At 36.8% G+C, this 20,257-nt stretch carries 20 protein-coding genes and 1 tRNA gene; 6 read left to right on the top strand and 15 right to left on the bottom strand.

Going from position 1 to position 20,257, the window contains the following annotated elements; all coding sequences use genetic code 11:
• Positions 1 to 15 precede the first annotated feature (15 nt).
• On the top strand, positions 16 to 1,254 hold the full coding sequence (locus tag PEPE_RS02910) for an aminopeptidase (RefSeq protein WP_011673178.1): 1,239 nt from the start codon (positions 16 to 18) through the stop codon (positions 1,252 to 1,254).
• Between the two features lie 176 nt (positions 1,255 to 1,430).
• Here PEPE_RS02910 and PEPE_RS02905 read toward each other — a convergent pair whose 3' ends face one another.
• Positions 1,431 to 2,408, bottom strand: a complete 978-nt coding sequence (locus PEPE_RS02905; protein WP_011673177.1) for a GMP reductase — start codon at positions 2,406 to 2,408, stop codon at positions 1,431 to 1,433.
• Between the two features lie 238 nt (positions 2,409 to 2,646).
• Here PEPE_RS02905 and PEPE_RS02900 point away from each other — a divergent pair.
• Positions 2,647 to 2,720 (top strand) — tRNA-Arg (locus PEPE_RS02900).
• A gap of 261 nt (positions 2,721 to 2,981) precedes the next feature.
• Here PEPE_RS02900 and PEPE_RS02895 read toward each other — a convergent pair.
• From PEPE_RS02895 to PEPE_RS02875, 5 genes are all read right to left on the bottom strand, one after another.
• Positions 2,982 to 3,236, bottom strand: coding sequence for a helix-turn-helix domain-containing protein (locus tag PEPE_RS02895; RefSeq protein ID WP_029257834.1), 255 nt, complete (start codon positions 3,234 to 3,236; stop codon positions 2,982 to 2,984).
• A gap of 299 nt (positions 3,237 to 3,535) precedes the next feature.
• On the bottom strand, positions 3,536 to 3,775 hold the full coding sequence (locus tag PEPE_RS02890) for a hypothetical protein (protein WP_002833920.1): 240 nt from the start codon (positions 3,773 to 3,775) through the stop codon (positions 3,536 to 3,538).
• Between the two features lie 22 nt (positions 3,776 to 3,797).
• Positions 3,798 to 4,826: an LCP family glycopolymer transferase gene (locus PEPE_RS02885; protein WP_011673176.1), complete on the bottom strand. Its 1,029-nt coding sequence runs from the start codon at positions 4,824 to 4,826 to the stop codon at positions 3,798 to 3,800.
• A 92-nt stretch (positions 4,827 to 4,918) separates the two neighbouring features.
• A complete protein-coding gene (locus PEPE_RS02880) occupies positions 4,919 to 6,235 on the bottom strand; it encodes a DEAD/DEAH box helicase (RefSeq protein ID WP_011673175.1) in 1,317 nt (438 codons plus the stop codon).
• Between the two features lie 6 nt (positions 6,236 to 6,241).
• A complete protein-coding gene (locus PEPE_RS02875; RefSeq protein WP_011673174.1) occupies positions 6,242 to 7,249 on the bottom strand; it encodes a Gfo/Idh/MocA family protein in 1,008 nt (335 codons plus the stop codon).
• Positions 7,250 to 7,424: 175 nt separating this feature from the next.
• Between PEPE_RS02875 and PEPE_RS02870 the strand changes: the two genes are divergently transcribed.
• Positions 7,425 to 7,787, top strand: a complete 363-nt coding sequence (locus tag PEPE_RS02870) for a DUF4828 domain-containing protein (protein WP_002833925.1) — start codon at positions 7,425 to 7,427, stop codon at positions 7,785 to 7,787.
• 30 nt (positions 7,788 to 7,817) lie between these two features.
• Here the strand turns inward: PEPE_RS02870 and PEPE_RS02865 are convergent, their stop codons facing one another.
• Positions 7,818 to 8,591 (bottom strand): GH25 family lysozyme, encoded by a 774-nt coding sequence (locus PEPE_RS02865; RefSeq protein WP_011673173.1) that lies wholly within the window; start codon positions 8,589 to 8,591, stop codon positions 7,818 to 7,820.
• A 78-nt stretch (positions 8,592 to 8,669) separates the two neighbouring features.
• Complete coding sequence (locus PEPE_RS02860) at positions 8,670 to 9,311, bottom strand: FMN-dependent NADH-azoreductase (protein WP_011673172.1); 642 nt, start codon at positions 9,309 to 9,311, stop codon at positions 8,670 to 8,672.
• 88 nt (positions 9,312 to 9,399) lie between these two features.
• Between PEPE_RS02860 and PEPE_RS02855 the strand changes: the two genes are divergently transcribed.
• The 3 genes from PEPE_RS02855 (at position 9,400) to PEPE_RS02845 (ending at position 12,320) form a co-directional block, all read left to right on the top strand.
• Positions 9,400 to 10,332 (top strand): helix-turn-helix transcriptional regulator, encoded by a 933-nt coding sequence (locus PEPE_RS02855; RefSeq protein ID WP_011673171.1) that lies wholly within the window; start codon positions 9,400 to 9,402, stop codon positions 10,330 to 10,332.
• A 109-nt stretch (positions 10,333 to 10,441) separates the two neighbouring features.
• Positions 10,442 to 11,764, top strand: a complete 1,323-nt coding sequence (locus tag PEPE_RS02850) for an APC family permease (RefSeq protein WP_011673170.1) — start codon at positions 10,442 to 10,444, stop codon at positions 11,762 to 11,764.
• A gap of 34 nt (positions 11,765 to 11,798) precedes the next feature.
• Positions 11,799 to 12,320, top strand: coding sequence for a VanZ family protein (locus PEPE_RS02845; protein WP_011673169.1), 522 nt, complete (start codon positions 11,799 to 11,801; stop codon positions 12,318 to 12,320).
• Positions 12,321 to 12,370: 50 nt separating this feature from the next.
• Here PEPE_RS02845 and PEPE_RS02840 read toward each other — a convergent pair whose 3' ends face one another.
• The 7 genes from PEPE_RS02840 to PEPE_RS02810 all read right to left on the bottom strand — a co-directional run bounded on the left by PEPE_RS02840 (position 12,371) and on the right by PEPE_RS02810 (position 20,255).
• Positions 12,371 to 14,248: a BglG family transcription antiterminator gene (locus PEPE_RS02840; RefSeq protein ID WP_011673168.1), complete on the bottom strand. Its 1,878-nt coding sequence runs from the start codon at positions 14,246 to 14,248 to the stop codon at positions 12,371 to 12,373.
• Between the two features lie 56 nt (positions 14,249 to 14,304).
• Positions 14,305 to 15,759: a glycoside hydrolase family 1 protein gene (locus PEPE_RS02835; RefSeq protein ID WP_011673167.1), complete on the bottom strand. Its 1,455-nt coding sequence runs from the start codon at positions 15,757 to 15,759 to the stop codon at positions 14,305 to 14,307.
• Positions 15,759 to 16,109 (bottom strand): PTS lactose/cellobiose transporter subunit IIA, encoded by a 351-nt coding sequence (locus tag PEPE_RS02830; RefSeq protein WP_011673166.1) that lies wholly within the window; start codon positions 16,107 to 16,109, stop codon positions 15,759 to 15,761. The genes PEPE_RS02835 and PEPE_RS02830 overlap by 1 nt, the downstream gene beginning before the upstream one ends.
• Before the next feature lie 31 nt (positions 16,110 to 16,140).
• Positions 16,141 to 17,367, bottom strand: coding sequence for a PTS sugar transporter subunit IIC (locus tag PEPE_RS02825; RefSeq protein ID WP_011673165.1), 1,227 nt, complete (start codon positions 17,365 to 17,367; stop codon positions 16,141 to 16,143).
• A gap of 15 nt (positions 17,368 to 17,382) precedes the next feature.
• A complete protein-coding gene (locus PEPE_RS02820) occupies positions 17,383 to 17,688 on the bottom strand; it encodes a PTS sugar transporter subunit IIB (RefSeq protein WP_011673164.1) in 306 nt (101 codons plus the stop codon).
• A gap of 488 nt (positions 17,689 to 18,176) precedes the next feature.
• Positions 18,177 to 19,181, bottom strand: a complete 1,005-nt coding sequence (locus PEPE_RS02815) for an acyltransferase family protein (protein ID WP_011673163.1) — start codon at positions 19,179 to 19,181, stop codon at positions 18,177 to 18,179.
• Positions 19,182 to 19,286: 105 nt separating this feature from the next.
• Positions 19,287 to 20,255 (bottom strand): glycosyltransferase family 2 protein, encoded by a 969-nt coding sequence (locus tag PEPE_RS02810; RefSeq protein ID WP_011673162.1) that lies wholly within the window; start codon positions 20,253 to 20,255, stop codon positions 19,287 to 19,289.
• Between the last annotated feature and the right edge of the window lie 2 nt (positions 20,256 to 20,257).

Below are 20,257 nucleotides of genomic sequence, written 5' to 3'. Positions count from 1 at the left end.
GGAGGTTTTCCCAGTATGAATGACAGCGAACTTGAAAAAAATTTAAAGAAGTATGCCCAATTAATTACCCGTGTTGGTGTGAATGTTCAAGAAGGACAAACGATTATCCTATATGCTTCCGTAACGCAAAAACATCTAGCCAACCTGATTACCGCCGAAGCCTATGCTTTAGGAGCCGCAGACGTAATTTTAGAATGGAGCGATATTGAAACTACTCGCCAATTCTTAATGCATGCGTCTGAAGCACGGATTGGTCAAGTTTTTGATTACGAAAAAGATAAATGGCAATTCTTAGCCGACCAACGCGTGTCGCGCATCAGTTTGATTAGTGATGACCCTAATGCCCTCGCCGAGGTTCCTAGCAAACGCATCGCTGCTTACCAAGCTGCCCAAGGTTTAGCTAAGCGCCCAATCATGCAAGTCACTACTAACAACGATATTAGCTGGCTGGTGGTGGCCGCCGCTGATCTTAAGTGGGCTGAATTGGTCTTTCCAGAATTAAAGGGCGATGAGGCCGTCCAAGCTTTATGGCAAGCCATCTTCAAAACCACGCTGGTCGATCAAGCAGACCCGGTTGCAGCTTGGCAAAATAAAATTGCGGACCTTGCTCACCATGCGGACTGGCTTAATCAACAAGCTTTCGCTGCCTTGCATTACCAGGCCCCTGGAACCGATCTTACTGTAGGTTTACCTAAAGGTCATATCTGGGTCGCCGCTGATGCAAAGGATGCAGCTGGGAACACCTTCGTCGCTAATATTCCTACAGAGGAAGTTTTCACTGCCCCAGATAATCTCCACATCGACGGTACCGTCACTTCGACGAAACCGCTAAGCTATGGAGGCACGATTATTGAGGGAATTCACCTCACTTTTGAACGGGGTAAGGTAATTAAAGCTGCCGCTGATCGTGGTGAAGAAGTACTCTTACACCTCCTCCAAACCGACGATGGTGCGAAATCACTCGGTGAAATCTCTTTGGTTCCCGATGATTCACCAATCTCACAATCAAATACAATTTTCTTCAACACCCTTTTTGATGAAAATGCTTCTGACCACATGGCGTTGGGAGAAGCTTATCCATTTACCATCGAAAACGGAAGTTCGATGACTCCAGATGAATTACAACGTCATGGCATGAATATCAGTCAGACCCACGTTGATTTCATGGTTGGCTCCGATCAAATGCACATTGATGGAATTAAACCCGACGGTAGCATCGTTCCGGTTTTCCGAAATGGTAACTGGGCTAAATAATAATAATTAATTAAAAAAAGCATCGGTCGCAAATTGCGATTGATGCCTTTTTTCTGGTTAACCCAGTATAAGCGCAAACCTTTAGTTCAGATTTGCGCTTAAGTTGAGTTATTTTTTTAGATTTTGGTGTTGGAGATGTATGAGCGAAACCAGCCAAGTTTCGCTCACACTCTTTTTTACAATACATCACCATTAAAAATCGAATTCTTCACAATCACATAATCGACCTTACGGATGGCTTCTAAATCTCTACCGCCCGCATAGGAAATCGATGATTGGAGATCTTCACGCATTGCTTGGAGTGTATCACGTAAATGTCCACGTTGATGGATCCAAATCTTCTTACCTTCAACGTTTTTAGCTTCACCCTTTTGGTATTGCGAAGCACTACCGAAGTATTCTTTATACTTCACGCCATCTTCCACCTTAGTTTCACCTGGTGATTCGATATGTCCGGCAAATAATGAACCAATCATCACCATAGTTGCACCAAATCGAATTGATTTAGCAATATCACCATGAGTCCGAATTCCTCCATCAGCGATTAATGGCTTACGAGCCACTTTAGCACACCAACGGAGAGCTGATAATTGCCAACCACCAGTTCCAAAGCCGGTCTTAATCTTAGTAATACATACTTTACCAGGTCCGATTCCGACTTTAGTTGCATCGGCACCAGCATTTTCCAGTTCACGGACTCCTTCTTGCGTTCCAACGTTTCCTGCAATCACGAAAGCAGCTGGTAATTTTTCTTTAATGTAGTGGATCATGTCGATTACACTTTGAGCATGGCCATGAGCCACGTCGATGGTAATGTAATCAGGAGTAAGATTTTCTTCAGCAAGTTGATCAATTAGTGCATATTCATCGTCTTTAACCCCAACACTAATTGAACTGATCAAGCCTTTGTCTTTCATCTTTTTAACAAAGTCCATTCTTCTTTCAGGTTCAAAACGATGCATAATGTAGAAGTATCCATCCTCAGCTAACTTTTCAGCAATCTCTTCATTGATGATAGTTTGCATATTAGCTGGAACCACGGGTAGTTTAAAACGATGTTCTCCCAAGACCACTGTAGGATCACATTCGGTTCTACTACGGACGATACATTTTGCTGGAATTAATTGGATGTCTTCATAGTCAAATACTTTCATTTTTGTCCCCTCGAAGTGCATAAATTTGGTGTACTTTTGTCACCACGAAATAATATACACTAACTTTAAATATAAAACAAGCATTTAAAGTTCGTTTTCTTCTTTGTATCAGCACAACCAAAGTCCCAAAAAGACCGTATCAATTCAATTTTAACGAAAGATAACCCATAAAACGTTATAAAAAGGCTCATCCACTGCTTTACATCGTTAAAAAATCGTGCGAAAATAAACTAGTTAAGTCTCCGTGGCTCAACTGGATAGAGCAATCGCCTCCTAAGCGATAGGTTGCGAGTTCGATTCTCGCCGGGGACATTTGAATACAGACAGAAGTGTTGATAATACTGGGATTCGTTAATCATATGCGAACCAAAACAAAAAATCACCCAATCTTAATTAGATTGAGTGATTTTTTATATCAAATTAAACCAAAAAGCCATCTAGCCCAACAACATTGGATCAAATGGCTTTTCGGTTAGGACTGTAAAAAAGAATTTCCTAATTTCTATCGATGTAGTCGGCGTCGTCCTCTAAATTAGAAGTCTAATCCAGCTACCTGTACTCTAAGTCAAAAAATTATTTGTTTTCTTTAGCTTTGTTGATGTCTTCTTCTTTTAGTTCTTCGTATTTAACTCCTGTGACTTTTTCCATACCATCACGAGTTACAACTAACTGCTTACCGAACTTACGGATGGTGCCTTCCGGAAAGCGCTTTGGATATTTGTTATAAATTGTGCGAACATAATCCTTTTGCTTGCCCCACATCAAGCTAGCTTCGCGACTGCCAATCAGTTCATCAGAGTTAAGATCAATCTTTTTTGACATTGTCATTCCCCTTTTCTCTATCAATAATATTACAATATACCGTTGGATATGCTTACAATATTTATAATAGCAAAAGCAACTATAAAATACTTATCAAAAGCCTCATACATCGTTAAGTTTAGATAAACTTAATAATGTACAGATAATTCCTTATACGTCTTTAATGTAGTATTTTTATTGTACACAATCTAACTTCATGTATTTTATCATAAACAACCCTTTTTTGCTTACAAAAATAATACATCTTAACAAAAAACTCTAAAATTGGCGGTTAAGTTACGCCAAATTTTAGAGTTTTCCTAACCCTATTTTTTCTTAGCTTCACTCATTCGAACGACTACCCGCCCGTGAAGGTCATGCAACTCCTCCGAGCGTGGATTAGAAACGCTGTTCGGATCAATTTCAATTAAAATTGAGTTTTCATAAACTTTACCAACGGTTCCTTCGAAACCAGTTGGTAGCAAATCGGTCTTTGCTACGGTAACTTCGTCACCAACATCAAATGGTTTTTTTTCTTCTTTTACTGCTTCTGACTCTGCTGCCATGATTCTATCTCCTTAGTTTTCCTTAATTTCCTGCATTGATATTAGCTGCTTCCACACTACTATCACTAGTGTTAGCACTGCTTGCAGACAGGGCTGCGGTGCCCGTCTTTTCGTGTTCTAAGCTTAATCCATTGCGAATAAAGTTGGTTACCCGTTGTAATTCAGTGTTTGAAACAATTTCCATGGATTGACCATTAACCATCTGTCCATCCCCTTGAGCATGGGTTTCTTCAATGCTACCGGTTGATGAACGATAGTTTTTAGCCAAGTCGACTAGATCGTTAAAGGTAAAGTCGGTCTTAGTTTCATTAGAAATTGAATCTATAAAATCTTTGTTTAATAAGCTTGATACAGAACTGCTCTTGCTGATGATAGCAGTTAACACTGCTCGTTGTCTAGTCTGACGTCCATAGTCATTTTGAGGATCATCGTAGCGCATTCTTGAATAAGCCAAGGCTTTCTTCCCGTTCATATGGGTTTTAACCCCTTTAGTAAAGGTATATCCATCATACGTAAAGCTCAAAGTTGGCGTGATATCTACTCCACCAGCTTCGTCAACAACTTTTTCCATACCGCCCATGTTAACTAAAACATAGAAATCAATCGGAACGTTGAACACTTGTTGAACAGTTTTAATCGCCGTTCCAGCTTGACCAAAGGCGTAAGCAGCATTGATCTTAGAAGGTGACTTCGATTCATAACCTGGAATAGTAACACCTAAATCACGTGGAATACTAGTAATCGTGGTCTTTTTAGTCTTCGGATTAATGGTTACCACCATCATACTATCCGTCCGTCCCTTATATGAACGACCTAAAGCCCCCGTGTCAGTTCCCATTAATAAAATCGAAATGGGCTTCTTACCATTTAACAAACTATTTGTATTACGTTGTTTTTTAATTCCTGCACTACTATAGGTATTATCCACGGCATTTTTCACATTTTGATACTTCCGAAAACCGTAGACCCCTCCTCCAAGTAAAATAACTGCCAGAACGATTAAAATCGTGTTTCGCACAGTATGCGATTTTTTTGTATGTTCTCTACGCATAAAAATATACCCACCTTTCAACAGTGACTATATTACACTATTTAGGCCTTTTTTTAACTATAAAAAATATAATTAACCAAAATTCAATAAATTTATAACTCTTTCTTAACGCGTCGCATTCCTTTACGCTTAGAATGTTTCTTTTTACCCTTCTTCTTGGGGGTCGCGGGAGGGTTATCAAATTGCTTTTGACTCTTTGCTTTAGAGTTTTTAGGAGCCTTAGCTCCAGCTTGTGATTTTTGTTCAGGAGCTGATTTTTTGGTTAAAGTAGCCTTGATCGATGGTGCTTTAGGTGCTTCAACGTATTCACTAGCCAAAATGATTTTCCGGTTTTGGATGGCTAATTTTTCAGCCTCAATCCCCAATTCCTTTATCATCTTTCGTAAGTCACGAATGTCATGATCATTTCCCAGACTGATGACATACCCATCTTGGCCCATCCGACCAGTCCGTCCGACACGATGTGTATAGATAGTGGCATTGTGAGGAATATCGTAATTAATCACCGCTGGTAAACGATCGATGTCTAAGCCTCGAGCCGCTACATCAGTTACCATTAATAGAGACAATTCTTTTTTCTTAAAACGTCGCATGGCTGCTGCACGATCAATTTGGACTTGATGTCCCGCAATTTTGCCGACATCTACGCCTTCATGCTTCAATAAAGCCGCTGTCTTTTCCATCGTCGAAACGTGGTTAAAAAAGACCAGACCTTGGAAGTTTTTAACTCGACTAAGTTGTTTTAAAATACGTGCTTTCATCTTTTCAGGCACTTCAATCCAACCATGTTGAACGTGACCGCGAGTGTTGTCTTCAGCACGGACGTCCACCACTTGTGGATGCACATCAAACCAAGCTTCCAAATCATCTAGCGCTAAATCGTTAGTAGCGGAGAAGAAACTTAATTGCACATCGGCTAGGAGTTGATCTTCAATTTGACGAGTCCCTTCAAGGTTTTCACCAGTTAGGAGTTCATCGGCTTCATCAATGACCAAGCTTTGAATTTCACTCACTTTTAAGCGACGTTCGTTAATTAACGTTAAAACTCGACCAGGAGTACCGACCACGATTTCCGGTTTCTTCTTCAAGCGTTCGATTTGACGTTGGACGTTGGCACCCCCTGTAATCGAAGTGACCCGAAGTCCAATCAAAGCTGCCCATTCGCGGAAAACATCCGTCGTCTGAATGGCAAGTTCTTGTGATGGAGATAGTACTAATAATTGAGTTCCATCGCCAGGCGTGATTTTTTCCATCAACGGCAAGGCAAATGCGAGGGTCTTTCCCGAACCAGTGGGTGATAGCCCGAGCACCGATTCCCCATTTCGAAGGGGTTCAGCGACTTTTTGTTGAATCAAAGTCGGTTCTGCAAAACCCTTTTCGTTAAAATGCTTTTTAAATAAATCATTCATTAATGTTTAGTCCTCTTCTTTTTCATTGGTAAAATATATCTTACCATTTTGACGGAGATTATATAGTAGTTTATTTACATTTCGACTTATTTCTAGCCAATTTTGATAATCGGTGGCGTTTTTTTCATTTTCCGGATCATTAATAACGCGCGCAAAGTCACGTGCTTCTGCAATCATTGGATTGTCATCTGGTGTTTCACTAATCACCGTTCGTTGACCTTGAGCGTCAATATATTCAACTTGATTAAGCTCAGCCGCATTATCCATGACGATACTGTCCTTAACGCCATAGATTTCAGACGCAAGTTCTGAATTAACGTTCTTCCCAATATTTAAAGTTACATCAAATTCGGGATAGCGTAGGATGGCAACGCCCTTACCATCAGCTCCTGTCCGCAACTTTTGGGCGAAGTAAGCCACTTCTTCCGGCATCCCAAACCAAGCTACTGCATCGTATGCAAGGTAAACACCTAAGTCCTGGAGAGCTCCACCAGCAAATTTCAATGAGAAAATGTTTGGTTCGTTGCCAGCGAGGTAGCTATCATAACGGCTGGAATATTTAGCATAGGTTAACGTAGCCCCTTGGACTAATTCCAACTCGCCGACTTGTTTTTGAATGGCTTGGAAATTAGGTTCATGTAGGTGCCGAGCCGCTTCAAATAAACGAGCTTTTGGATGGGCTTCTAGAGTTTGATAGAGTTCTTCCCATTCCGTCGGATTAGCGACGATTGGCTTTTCTACTACCGCAGCTTTATCCGCTGCCAAGACTTGTTGGGCTTGTTGAAAATGCAAACTGTTTGGCGAAGCAATGTAAACGGCATCAATTTCGGGGTCGTTAGCTAAGTCTTCAATCTGATCATAGAACTTAGTAGCACCATTCTTTTCACCAAATGATTTTGCTTTTTCAATGGTCCGTGAATATACCCCAACTAGCTTCCATTCGTTGGTAGCGTGAGCAGCGTCAACGTATTGTTGTGTAATCCAATTAGTACCAATAATTCCAAATTTAATCATGGTAGTTCCTCCTTTTAATTTCATACTTCTATTTTACCTTAAAACTACAGTATTACGGAATTATTTCACTTTAATTCATTTTATTAACAACTCCTAAAAACAGAGTCTTTTCACTACTTCCCCGGTTTAATTAATGGTATATTTAAACGGAAGATTGAGAGAGGGAGTTGAAGCGATGAACTGGCAAAAAAATGCGTTCGGTGAACTATTTTCATTCATTGGACTTGATTCAAAAAAACCGGCTAAGGATCCTAAAGGCGTGAGTCCATTTTTCTTTGCTGGGACATGGTTGTATCACGATCAAACTACTAATCGGGAGCATGAATTAGACATCCGTCCTAACTATGATGTCTATTTGGATGGCAAATTGCTCAAGACCGTCGTGGAAGCTCTAGATGATTATGGAATTACCTTTATCGACCGTTTTGGCTATCATTTAATAATTAAAGCGAATGATTATCGTCCCATCAGCATTTATGACGAAGCAAATAACGAAACCTATGCCATTATTGAATCTAAAAAAAATAAAGAGTTGTGAGTAACCCCGTTCGGTTGCCTACAACTCTTTTTAGTTGGTTTGTTCATTCCAAGTCTTTTGTGAACCATTAAAATAGGAGACGGGAAGTTCTAAATCACTATGATCATTTTTAAATTTTTGTTCCGCATCGTATTCGACAAATTGAACCCGCCAATTGTGTTTTTTAATCTGGGGTTCTTCTAGCCAAAACTTACTTTGTTTAATGTAAGTAGGATCTAGCTGTCGTTTGATGGCCGGCGTCGTCTTAATCACAACCGCCTGTCCATAGTAATTAGCTAGCAATTTAACCAAGTCAGCTAAATTTGGACCCGCCTTTTTCCAATCAACCCGCTTAGCATTATAATCCCCATAGTAACTCACTCGAATCACCACGGGCAGCTGTCCCGTATTACTCTTGACCTTTTGACTAATAAAACGCAGTTGGGCTTTGGGACGCTTTTGGAAACTAAAGTTATGCACAATACCAACTTTAAGATCAGTCGATTGAATTCGACTATAATTTGTATTAAAACTATCATCAAAGTAAGTCGCCCCGGTCGTCGCATTGAGATACACAAATGAAATGTGCTGCTTTTGTAAGGAATTGAAATCGATAATGCCATTTTCCTGGTCAATCACACAGCCATGAACGGGATACGGCGCTAGCGCCAACCGTGCTCCGCGTTGTTGATTTTTAACTACCCAGACGCCAGCCATGGCTAGTAGCACCACGAGCAGAAAAGCTCCTAAAATTATTCGTCGACGGTGATGAACAAATCGCATATTAAATTTAGGCCGATACTTAGCATGTCTTTTACGCTCCATGGGCTACCTCCTTTTTGAATATTGTACTCTAATCTAATCCAATATTCGAATCGGTTTAACTCGGTAGCCTACTACTAGTTAGTCAGCGTAGAATTGATCAAAAGCTTTTTGCATATCAGCTGGAACATTCGCCCAAACGGCTTGAGGAGTAATGACGGACGTTCCTTGGGCCCGCACAATTGAAAATTGATCAAAGCCCATGATTTCTTCAAACATTTTTTGGAGATAGAAATGAGAAAATTCCAAAGGTGTATAACGATCGTGGTTCGTATAAATAGAGCCACTAGCTTGGAGTAAGAGCACCCGATAATCATCGGTCATCAATCCCACGGATCCGTCTTCGGTGTATTTAAAGGTTTCCCGAGCAATCATAATATTATCCATATAGTCTTTCATACGGGACGTGACGTTAAAGTTATGGAGCGGTGCCACAATCACAATCCGATGGTGTTCCTTAAATTGAGCCAGTAAGTGCGCTGATTGATCGGCAACTGCTTGTTCAGTAGCTGATAGTGGTTCTCCCGCGATTTGTTTTTGCCAAACATCCATGAGTTGGCCTTTTTCAATGCGAGGGACCTCGATATCATAAAGGTTTAAAAGTGTTAGTTGGTCAGCGGGGAAACTCTCCTGGAATTTCTCCATAAATAACTTTTGGAGCTTAATGGAGTAATGTTCCTCGTTAGTAAAATCTGGATGGGTGTTAATAATTAATGTTTTCATCTTTAAAATCTCCCTTTTCACTTCGTTAAACCGAGTATATAATAAAAAGGCGCCAAAACATGGCACCTTTTAAATAGGAGATTAGCAATTGAAAAAATCAGAACGTTTAAACCAAGAATTAATCTTTCTCAGAGACAAGTATTCCTTTCAGCTAAAGGATCTCATCACTGAATTTGACATATCTAAACGCACGGCCTTACGCGATATTCAGGAACTAGAAGCGATGGGCCTAGCCTACTATACCGAACCAGGACGCAACGGAGGTTACCGCTTATTGAATCAATCCAACCTCATCCCAATTTATTTTAATAAAAAGGAAGTCCAAGCTATCTTCTTTGCCTTGAAGGCTTTGCGAGTACTTTCTGTCACCCCTTTTGACGAATCTTATGCTCGGATTCAACAAAAACTATTTGCGACAATGTCGCCGGAAAATCAGCAGGATATTTCCAACCTGCTCGCAGTCGTCCACTATCATAACGTGGCTCCCGTTGGTGATGTCGCCAATCTTGAAATCATTCTGAATGCCATCTTAGAAGAACAAGTCATCCAAATTCATTACACGCAATATGAGGACGTCCACATTCAGCTCCAAATCTACGAACTCTTCTATCGTAATGGAATTTGGTTTACGAGTGCCTATAATCCGGACACCCTGCGCTGGGGCACTTACCGATGTGATTATATGCATGATTTAAAGATAAATCCGACTAAGACTCCTACCTTAACGTTGGCGGAACTCAAAGCTTTACAGGATCAGTATGAAAGTACCTACCATAACATTCCATTCAAATGCCGGTTAACGCCCTTTGGTAAAGAGCTTTTCTTAAAACACAGTTACCCCAACATGCACTTAGAAATGATTGATGATGTGCCTTACATCGTAGGTGGCTACAATCAAGCCGAATTGGCCTATATGACTCACTACCTAGTTTCCTTTGGTAAACACCTGACGATTGAAGCACCCGAACAGCTTAAGACCAGCTACTTAAAGCAACTACAAGCCATGATAGCTAAATATTAAATTCACCTTCCAGCTAGAAAGGTGATTTATTTGTTAGATAATTACCACTCCTGAGCAAAATTATTTATAATAGTAAAATAAGTCTTAAAGCATACAGAGGAAAGAATTTATGAATAAAAACGAACATACTCACCTGCAAAAGAACATCGGGCTCTTTGCAGCCTTTTCGACCGTGATGGGGACGGTAATTGGAGCGGGAGTCTTTTTCAAAGTTTCTAGTGTAACAGCTAGTACGCAATCAGCAGGATTAAGCCTGTTAGCTTGGCTAGCTGGTGGTCTACTAACGATTTGTGCCGGACTGACCAGTGCCGAATTAGCTTCGGCGATTCCGGTCACCGGTGGCGCCATTAAATATCTCGAAGTCACTTATGGGAAACTAACTGGTTTTCTATTAGGCTGGGCACAGACCTTAATTTACTTCCCCGCTAACATCGCTGCTCTTTCCATTATTTTTGGAACGCAATTTACCAACCTCTTTCATTTGAAAGCTGGACTAATCTTATCAATTGCGGTCATCTGTGGGGCCTCAATTACAGGAATTAATTTACTAGGTACCAAGCACGGTGCACGTCTCCAATCAGTGGCCTTGATTGCCAAGTTAATCCCGATCGCGGTGATTATTGCCTTCGGGCTTTTTGCTCCAAGCAATGTCCATCTTAGCTTGATTCCGGAGCATTTTACGACTTCTCAAACTTTGACTGGTTTTAGTGGCGGATTATTATCAACCCTTTTTGCCTATGATGGTTGGTTAGGAATTGGCGCGATTGCTGGAGAAATGAAGAATCCTAAACGAGACTTGCCCCTTGCGATTGGTTTGGGACTAACTGGAATCATGATCGTCTACCTTGGCATTAACCTAGTCTTTTTGAAGACCCTCCCAATCAGCGATTTAGCGGGCAATCTAAATGCAGCTTCTACCGCTGCGGGACAGCTCTTTGGTAACATCGGTGGAAAACTAGTGACCATTGGAATCTTAATCTCCGTTTATGGAGCTTTGAATGGTTATACGATGACCGGAATGCGCATCCCCTACGCCATGGCTAAAGAAGATTCTCTGCCAATGAGTAATCATCTAAGTAAATTATCACGCACAGCGGTCCCTTACGTGGCTGGAATCGTCCAATTAGTAATCGCTGGACTAATGATGATTGTTGGTTCCTTTGACCTGTTGACCGACATGTTAATCTTTGTCATGTGGATCTTTAACGTTTTGATTTTCTATGCAGTCATTAAACTACGTCACACGCAACCAGATTTAGTACGACCATATAAAGTCCCCCTCTATCCATTTTTACCAGTGGTTGCCATTCTGGGAGGAATTTTCGTCTTAGTCACGACGATTATCGACCAACCAATATTAGCCACCACCGGAATAGTTATAACTTTATTAGGAATTCCACTTTACCTTGTAACCAAGCGCAAATCATCATAAGATAGATGGTAAATCTTTAAGGAGGAGACTACTTATGTTCGTAATTAAATATCTACCGTTTCTCGGTCTCTCCCTGTTGATCGTGATTGGTTGTTTAGTGGCATTTGAGCGACGTCCAAGTGTTAAAAGAGCGATTGTATATGGAAGTCTAGCAATTTATCTAGTATGTGTGGCATGGCTATTGTTTACACCAGGACAATATTTCATCGACCCCTACTACTATGATGTGCGTTACTTCTATTGGCATCATGCCAAAATCATTTATATTCCGTCAGCCTTACGTTCGATGGGTTCATTCATGAACATCGTGATGACGATTCCAGCGGGAGTTTATCTAGGAATCCTTTTCCATAAACATCTGAATTGGTTCCTTGTAGTGATAGCGGCTGGAATGACCGGTTTGTTCAATGAAGGGATGCAGTTAGTACTCGACGTGTTGATCAACATTCAAAGAACCGTTGATATCACTGATGTCATCACTAATGCTTGCGGAGTGATTGCTGGTTACATTCTCTTTTCAGCGTTTGTTAAACCGTTAATGCAAAATAAAAATTAAAAAAATAGCGAAAAGGAAAATCCCTTTTCGCTATTTTTTTATATAAATTATTACATCATTGATTTTAATTTATTTAAAAAATCGTCGTAACTAGTACTCTGTACGAGGGTAGCAATATTCTTCCCCTCTGTCATTACATCAGAAAGACGATCGAAAATATTTCTAAACATTTTTGAATCTTGTTTTTTTACCGCCAAGGCAAAAACTAAATAGACCTTGTTTGCCCCCCAAGTAATGCCATGCGGATTTATATATATAAATCCCTTTGTATTGAGTGCTTTCATTTCCAAAGAATGTGGAATAGCAATCTTACCAAAAGCCGTAGAGGACATTCTTTCCCTTTCAAATAAATCTTCCCTATAGTCCTTTTTTGTGATGTTTTCTTCATAGAAAACATCTGAAATATAATTTATGACATTTTCTTTATCTTTTAGGTTACGATTTATTTTAAAGAAACGTTCATCAAAAAACGACCCTATTTGATGATCAAAAGTTAATTGCTTTTTGGTATTAACAATTTTTTCTATTTTATTTCTAATATTGCCATTGTCAGTACGAGTTAAAAATGGAGATATTTGAACAAATGGTAAATCAATATTTATCTTATTTTTTAACGTTATTAAAAAATCAACCTTTTCACTTAAATCTGTTTCTTCTGTAACAACCTTTAGAATTGATAATTCATTATTAAAATTTTTATCAATTTGGTCAACTATTGATAAAAATTTATCCTGATAATCTGGTACTACAATTATCACTTTCAAACGTTCATTATCTTCAATCTGTTTAGCAATGGCATTTCCGATATGCATCGCAATATAGGCAATTTCATTATCTGGCACTTCAACTCCAACTTGGCTAGCAATCTTATGTGAAATTAAAACTGCGCATTCATAAACAGTTGGACTTTGAGCCTTCATTTGAGTTGCCATGGGATTTTGAATACTCTTACCACTTTTAAGTCTTTGAATTAATCTACTGACATGAATCGCAAATTGATTAAGAAATTCTGGTCCAGTTAAATCTATTCTATAAATACTTCTCACATACGATAATATTGATTTAATTAAATTTAAAGTTTCTTTTGATATGTTGTCTTTCATATCAATTGTCCATCTAGAAACTGAACCGTCAATAACTAGTCCTAAGCTTACCAAATCCTCATCAGGAAATTTAAAATTCTTCTGACTTTTTTCAACTTCATTTAATAGCTCTTGAGCAAATTTACTACTCTTCCAGTTAAAACGGTTGTCCCTAGTTTGAAATTGATAACCATTTCTTATCCGTTGAATAGCTATAGTTATATGCAGAATAATATTATTCAAATCAAACGTATTCAAATATATTTCATTTTTTTTAGCAAATTTTTGAGTGATTGCATATAAACTATCTAAGTTTACTTCTGGAAAATTTTCTTGAATAGCTACTTTATTAATAAAGTTTCCATCACTTTCCTTATATAACATGTCGGAAAGCATATGTCTTTTATCACTTTCACTGCCTAATATCGAAAAATAATCCCCTTGTTTTTTTATTTCTAAGTCAAATTTTTTTACATAATTTTCAGCATCTCCGAAAACTAACTTTAGATTAGATTCACTGGTAAAAATCTCAGCTGACAAATCATAGATGTTAATCGGACTATTAACGCTTATTAACTTATTAAGTACATAGAAAATTCGTTCTTGTTTGGTATTTGGAATTTTTTCATCATCATTTGATTCATTAATTATTTCTCTATAACTTGGTCCATTATATTTATATCCATATTTAGATGATATAACTGGTTGGTTTTCAGCTAAAGTTTTGTAGTACTTCTTAACCGTTCTATCAGATACATCTAAAAATATAGATAACTCTTGGACGCTATGCCAATCAGTATCACTTTTTAGAAGATTCAGCATCTTTCGCTCTTTTTTTTCAGACATTTTTATATCCTCAAGTTATAAAATAAGCTGTTCTTAAAGAACAACTTATCATTTTATTAAATTTCATCTCCATTAGTAGAAATAACTTTCTGATACCAGTAAAAACTGTCCTTTTTATATCTTACTCCGGATCCATTTCCTTCATCATCTAAATCTACATATACAAAACCATAACGTTTAGACATTTGTTGTGAGGAACAAGACACGATATCAATAGGACCCCAAGCACAATAAGCAATAACATTCGCTCCATCATGGATAGCTCGTCCTAATTGTTCAATATGTTGTGATAAATATTCTGTACGATACTCATCGTGTACCTTTTTATCTTCTGTAAGTTCATCGTACATTCCAATTCCATTTTCGGCGATAATAATTGGTTTACCATATCGATCCGCATATTGTGAAAGAGTATTGTAAAATCCTTCTGGATCAATAGCCCAGCCCCATGGAGAAGTCTTTAAATAGGGATTAGGAAGTGTATCATTCGCTTCATATCTATTCTTAGTTGCATCAACCATTTTTGAATAGTAATATGAAATCCCCAAGAAATCCATTGGATTGTTTTTGATTAATTCCATCTCTTGAAGCGTGATATCTAGATGAACTTCATGTTCTTCAAAATAATTTCGAGCAAATTTTGGATATGCTCCTCTAAATTGGACGTCTGTGAACATATACTGCATTCGATTTTGTTGCATAGCTAATACAACGTCACTGGGTTTGCCAGTTGCGGGAAATACTGTCCCATCCGCAACCATGGTTCCAATATTGAGATTTGGAATATTCAAAGATTTAGCATACTTTTTGATCCAGGCTGCCGCTACCATTTGGTTATGTGTTGATTGATATAAAGCTTCATCAAGGTTTTCATATTGGTCAATTGCTACTCCGACTGAAAGCCAAGGTTCAACCTGAACCATGTTAATTTGGTTAACCACAATCCAATACTTCACCTTTTCACCGAACCAGTCTAGCAAGATTTTTCCAAATTTTTCAAACATTGGAATAACTTTTTTATTGGGCCATCCGCCATACTTCAGCGTAATATTAATAGGTGTCTCATAATGATTCATAGTAATAATTGGCTCAATACCTTTTTTAACCATGTAGTCAATCATCTTTGAATAATGTTCAAGAGCCTCTACATTAGGTTCTTCATCATCACCATTTGGGAAAATACGTGACCAGTCTAATGAGGTACGGAACGTTTTGAATCCCATCTCACTAAGTAAATCAATATCAGATTCATAAGTGTGATAAAAATCAATACCATAACGTTTGGGATAATAATGACTTTTGTCATTGATATTCTCCCTAACTTTTTCTAGAGTCATTCCTTCTGACTCCATTTCTTGAATTTCTTCATTTGATAGCCCTTTCAAAAAAGGTTGTACGTCTGAAGAGTTTAATCCTTTTCCATTTTCTAGATATGCTCCGTCCGCTTGGCTCGCAGCTTGTGCTCCTCCCCATAAAAAGTCCTTTGGAAAATACGCATATTGATTTTTCATTATTTACTCCCCCTAAATTTCTCTTCTTTTTTTTCAAAAATATTGATTAATCGTTTAGCAAGATTATATTCACTCATAATCGTCATTACTGTGTCTTGGGCATGGGTAAATAATACTGAATACGTCACATCATCTCCCTCAGCCTCTTCTTGTAGTTTTTTTGTTTGGATCCTATGTGCTACTACCAACTTTTCATTAGCCTTTTTTATCAATTCTCTTGCTTTTTGATAGTTACTATTTGCAACTTCATCTAAAGCTTTAAATATAAAATCACGTGCATCACCTGCATTAATAATAATTTCCATGGTTTCTTTTACGGCTACTGTAGAGCTACTCTCTTTATCTATCATAACTTTTAATGCGACCTTTCTTTTTTGTTGTTTAGCCTTCTTCTTTTACAAGATTTTTATCATAAACCTTGAAAAATGGATAGTATATCAAACCACCTACAACGAATAAAATCAAAAGAAGAAGAATGGCACTAAATGCTGGACTAACAATCCAAGTAACGAATGGGAATGGAATATACCACATTTGCATTAATGAGTGTGGTATTGGAGATAATCCTAACTTGAACCAACTTACAGTAATTAAAGGTAACACAATCCCATTTATCCATAGAGGTAGCATAAGATATGGATTCCAAACAATTGTACCGAAAACGAGTGGTTCATTGATATTGAATATTGAAGGTACTATACATGCCTTTCCTAACGCTTTAAGTCTCTTCGACTTCCCCCAAAGTAACATCATTAGAATTAAAGGCATTGTACATCCAACACCACCAATCCATGGAAAACTATAAATTACTTCACTAGTAAATACATGCGTCACAGCTTGTCCATGAGCAAATTGTTGCGCATTGTTAGCTATTCCCGCAAACATTATAGGTTGATCAATGGCTGCTAAAACCCAACCAGAAATCCCCATAGAATAAATGAAACAGTCAAAAAATAGGAATAACGTAAATCCCCACCATGTATCTAATGAATTAGACAATGGAGAAAATGCTGAAACTACTAGTTGATAAATATCAAAATGAATCAAATACGTAAGTATCCATCCTACCCCAATTACTGTCATGATTGGCAGCATCGAATCAAACCAAGCTATCACAAAATCTGGTAAAGAAGTGTCTTCTCCGAAAAAACTAAATTTCCCAAAAGCGCCCATGATTATAGCAACAAACGCACCAACAACTAGCGCAACAAACATTCCTCCAGCACCTAATTCGGAAAATTGATAAGAAATAATTGAATTTGTTTTATCCCAAGTAGGATTTGCCAACATCAAAAATAATGCTACCGAAGATAAACCAGCAATTATTTTTTGTTTATTTAACTTTTTTCTTTCCATTAAATTATACGGAAAAAGAAATGCCACAAAAATTGAAGTTAAACCAAAAGTAAAGCTACTAATTGGCGATAAATCTGGCCACCAATCCCAGAAATTTGTGGGAATACCTAGCAAGGTAATTAAAGAACCAACAAAGATGAATGGTAATACCTGTAAAATTGAATTTTTAATAGTTAAAATCCATTCATTATTAGCTACTTTCTGGGCTTTAGGTGCAAAACCATTATTAAGAGCGTCCATAAATTTATTCATAGCTTGCCTCCATAACTATTGGACTTCTGACTGGATATGTTTAATAGCAGCTGCCCCATCTAAAATTGCATAGTAATCTGGTTCCATTAAAATTGGAGTAACATTTTCTGGTACAGCATTCTTTAGTGCATTAAATTCTGATTTTAGATGAGGGCCCACCATTAATACATCAATATCATTAGCATAATCATTAAGCTCCGCTTCACTTCTAGCCTGAATTTTGTAATCTAAACCAACCTTTTTAGCTGCTTTTCGCATATTAGCAGCCATAAACCCTGATGAAGCACCGGATCCACAAACTAATAGCACATTTAAACTCATAATATATTCCCCCTATTTTTTCTTCTTTATTACATCTTAAGAATAAAGCCCTTACATATATAAATAAATTAATTTTCTTCCTCGTAGGGTGAAGTTGATTGTTCATATTAAATCGCAAAAATTATACAGTTACTGATAATCTTGCAAAAAAACTTAGGAAATATACAAAATTAACTAGCTTTGTAAGTATAATAAAAAACAACTCCATATTTCCGCCTTACATCAGCAAATACAAGTAATTTAGCTAACTTAACTTATAGTGGAAAACAGGAAATTGTAGTGAATAACAATATTCCTCAATTTACTAAAAAGTGATTTAGCAATAAGTAAAAGAGATCGGGGGCTCCTAATGGTGGTAAGTTATACTATTTGGATGAAACCAATTCGAGTGAATAATTTGAATTATTTTCTAAAATAAAAAGCGAAATTACTATGAAAAATACCACAATAATTTCGCTTTTTAAATTCTATAAAATTATATGATCCTGCTAATTAGATTTTTGCTTTAAATATTTCATCGGATATAAGAAAAAATCAAGAAATTTTATCTGATGTATAATTTCAAAAATAAGTATAGATATAAACCAAGCTCCAATCACCCCTATAAATAATTGGACAAATACTTGCGTTACACCTACTTTTAATAAAATTATCCTAATAATACTTGCGATTGGTGCATGCATTAAGTAAATGGGTAAGGATATCCTCCCACATTTTACAAAGTATTCAAAAAAATTACTATTTTCATTGATTGATGAATAAACAGAGAATGCAAAAAAGATACTTATAGGAAAAATGATTCCTTGGATACCAGGCGTCGAGTAACTAATTTGAGTTTTAAAATTAAATACCATCCACAAGATTAAATATATTACATATCCTGAAATTGTGATATATGTTATATAACTTTTTAGCTTTACATCTCTCAGTATTTTTCCTAGCATAAACATGGGGCTCCATATTAACACTCTTTGTATGAGATAAATATCCGTTGGAAAAATCGTTATAATTAAGTAACCGATTAAAGATATGTTAAATAAAATTTTATCGTTTTTTATGTAAAGTGATAAAAAACCTAAATACACAAAAATTCCAAATAATACATAGAGGAACCAAAGATGATCAATTGGAAGTCTATATATATTAATAAACTTTGTAATACCTACTGGAGTCCTAACGCTACCCCCACCAATTTTTTTCATAATGGTCATTATCACACTAAAAGCTACATATGGAATTCCTAGTGAAATAAACTTTTTTTTCAAAAGATTTATATATTCATTTGCCGAATTTATTGTTTTAAAAAAGTATCCTGATAAAGCAAAAAATACTGGCATATGAAACACATACAGTATTTCGATTAGTAACAGCAGCAAACTAGCATTAGTATTGAAACGGTTTGATAAAAATAACCCTAAAGATACATGCCCAATAACAACTAGCAAAATGGTAATTCCCTTACCAAAATCTATCCATTTGATTCTTTTAGACATCCTACTTCTCCTAAAGTTTCTGTATCTTTGAATCAAACTATATTTTAATAGTTTAATCTCAAAGAGCAAACATCCATATTCCCCACTAAATAGATGATTACTGATTTAATTTTTAATGTTTTTTAATTTTGATATAAAATTCATTGTTTTAGGCATTTTTAAATTACCATAATATATTATTTTTTCTTTATTGCTCAATGAATTTTTAATCAATTTATATGAGTTTTCTACCACTTTTTTGTAAAAATTAATGTCAGTAGCTGAAAAGTTATACACATACATTAATCTAATATATCTTGCACCTTCCACAACTATCCTTTTATTCAAGAAAGTTTTTTCTTTCATAAAATTACTTGGAAGTATTTGTATAGTTTTCTTAATAGATAAAAGATCTGTAACTCTCTTCCTTAGAGAGTCTTCGTTCATATGATTACTTGCACTACTTTCTCTATAAACGTAATTATACGTACTACTGGTAATCAAAACACTTTCATGTATTAATAAAGCATACTGAATGTTAAAAACCAAATCTTCTCCATAATCCAAACTTTCATCAAAGTGAAGAGAATTCTCATCTAGAATTTTCTTTTTATACATTTTATTCCATGGAAAGCTATACACAATACCCAGTTTAAGAATTTGTTTAACTAAATTTCCTCTATTAAAAAATAGCTCTTCATTAGATTGAAATATTTCTTGAACACCTTTTTCAGTAACATTTTTTCTTCCAGAAATAACTAATTCTGCTTTAAAAAAACCATTAACCATTTTCTCTATGTGATTTTCTTCGAGAAAATCATCACCATCTACGAATGTTATATAATCACCATAAGCATTTCGAATTCCATTATTTCTGGCGGCAGAGACTCCTGCATTTTTCTGATATATATATATAAACCTATCATCATTTTTTACAAATTCATTGCAAATTTTATTTGAATTATCTGTGGACCCATCATCAATTAATAGGACTTCAAAAAATGTATAGCTCTGTTCCTTTACAGAAGTTAGACATCTTTCTAAAAAACCATCCACATTGTAGATGGGGATAACAATAGAAACTTTTTTAGCCATTA

Origin of the sequence: Pediococcus pentosaceus ATCC 25745 (assembly GCF_000014505.1) — a bacterium.
GTDB lineage: Bacteria > Bacillota > Bacilli > Lactobacillales > Lactobacillaceae > Pediococcus > Pediococcus pentosaceus.
This window is presented reverse-complemented; position numbering and strand designations above follow the sequence as displayed.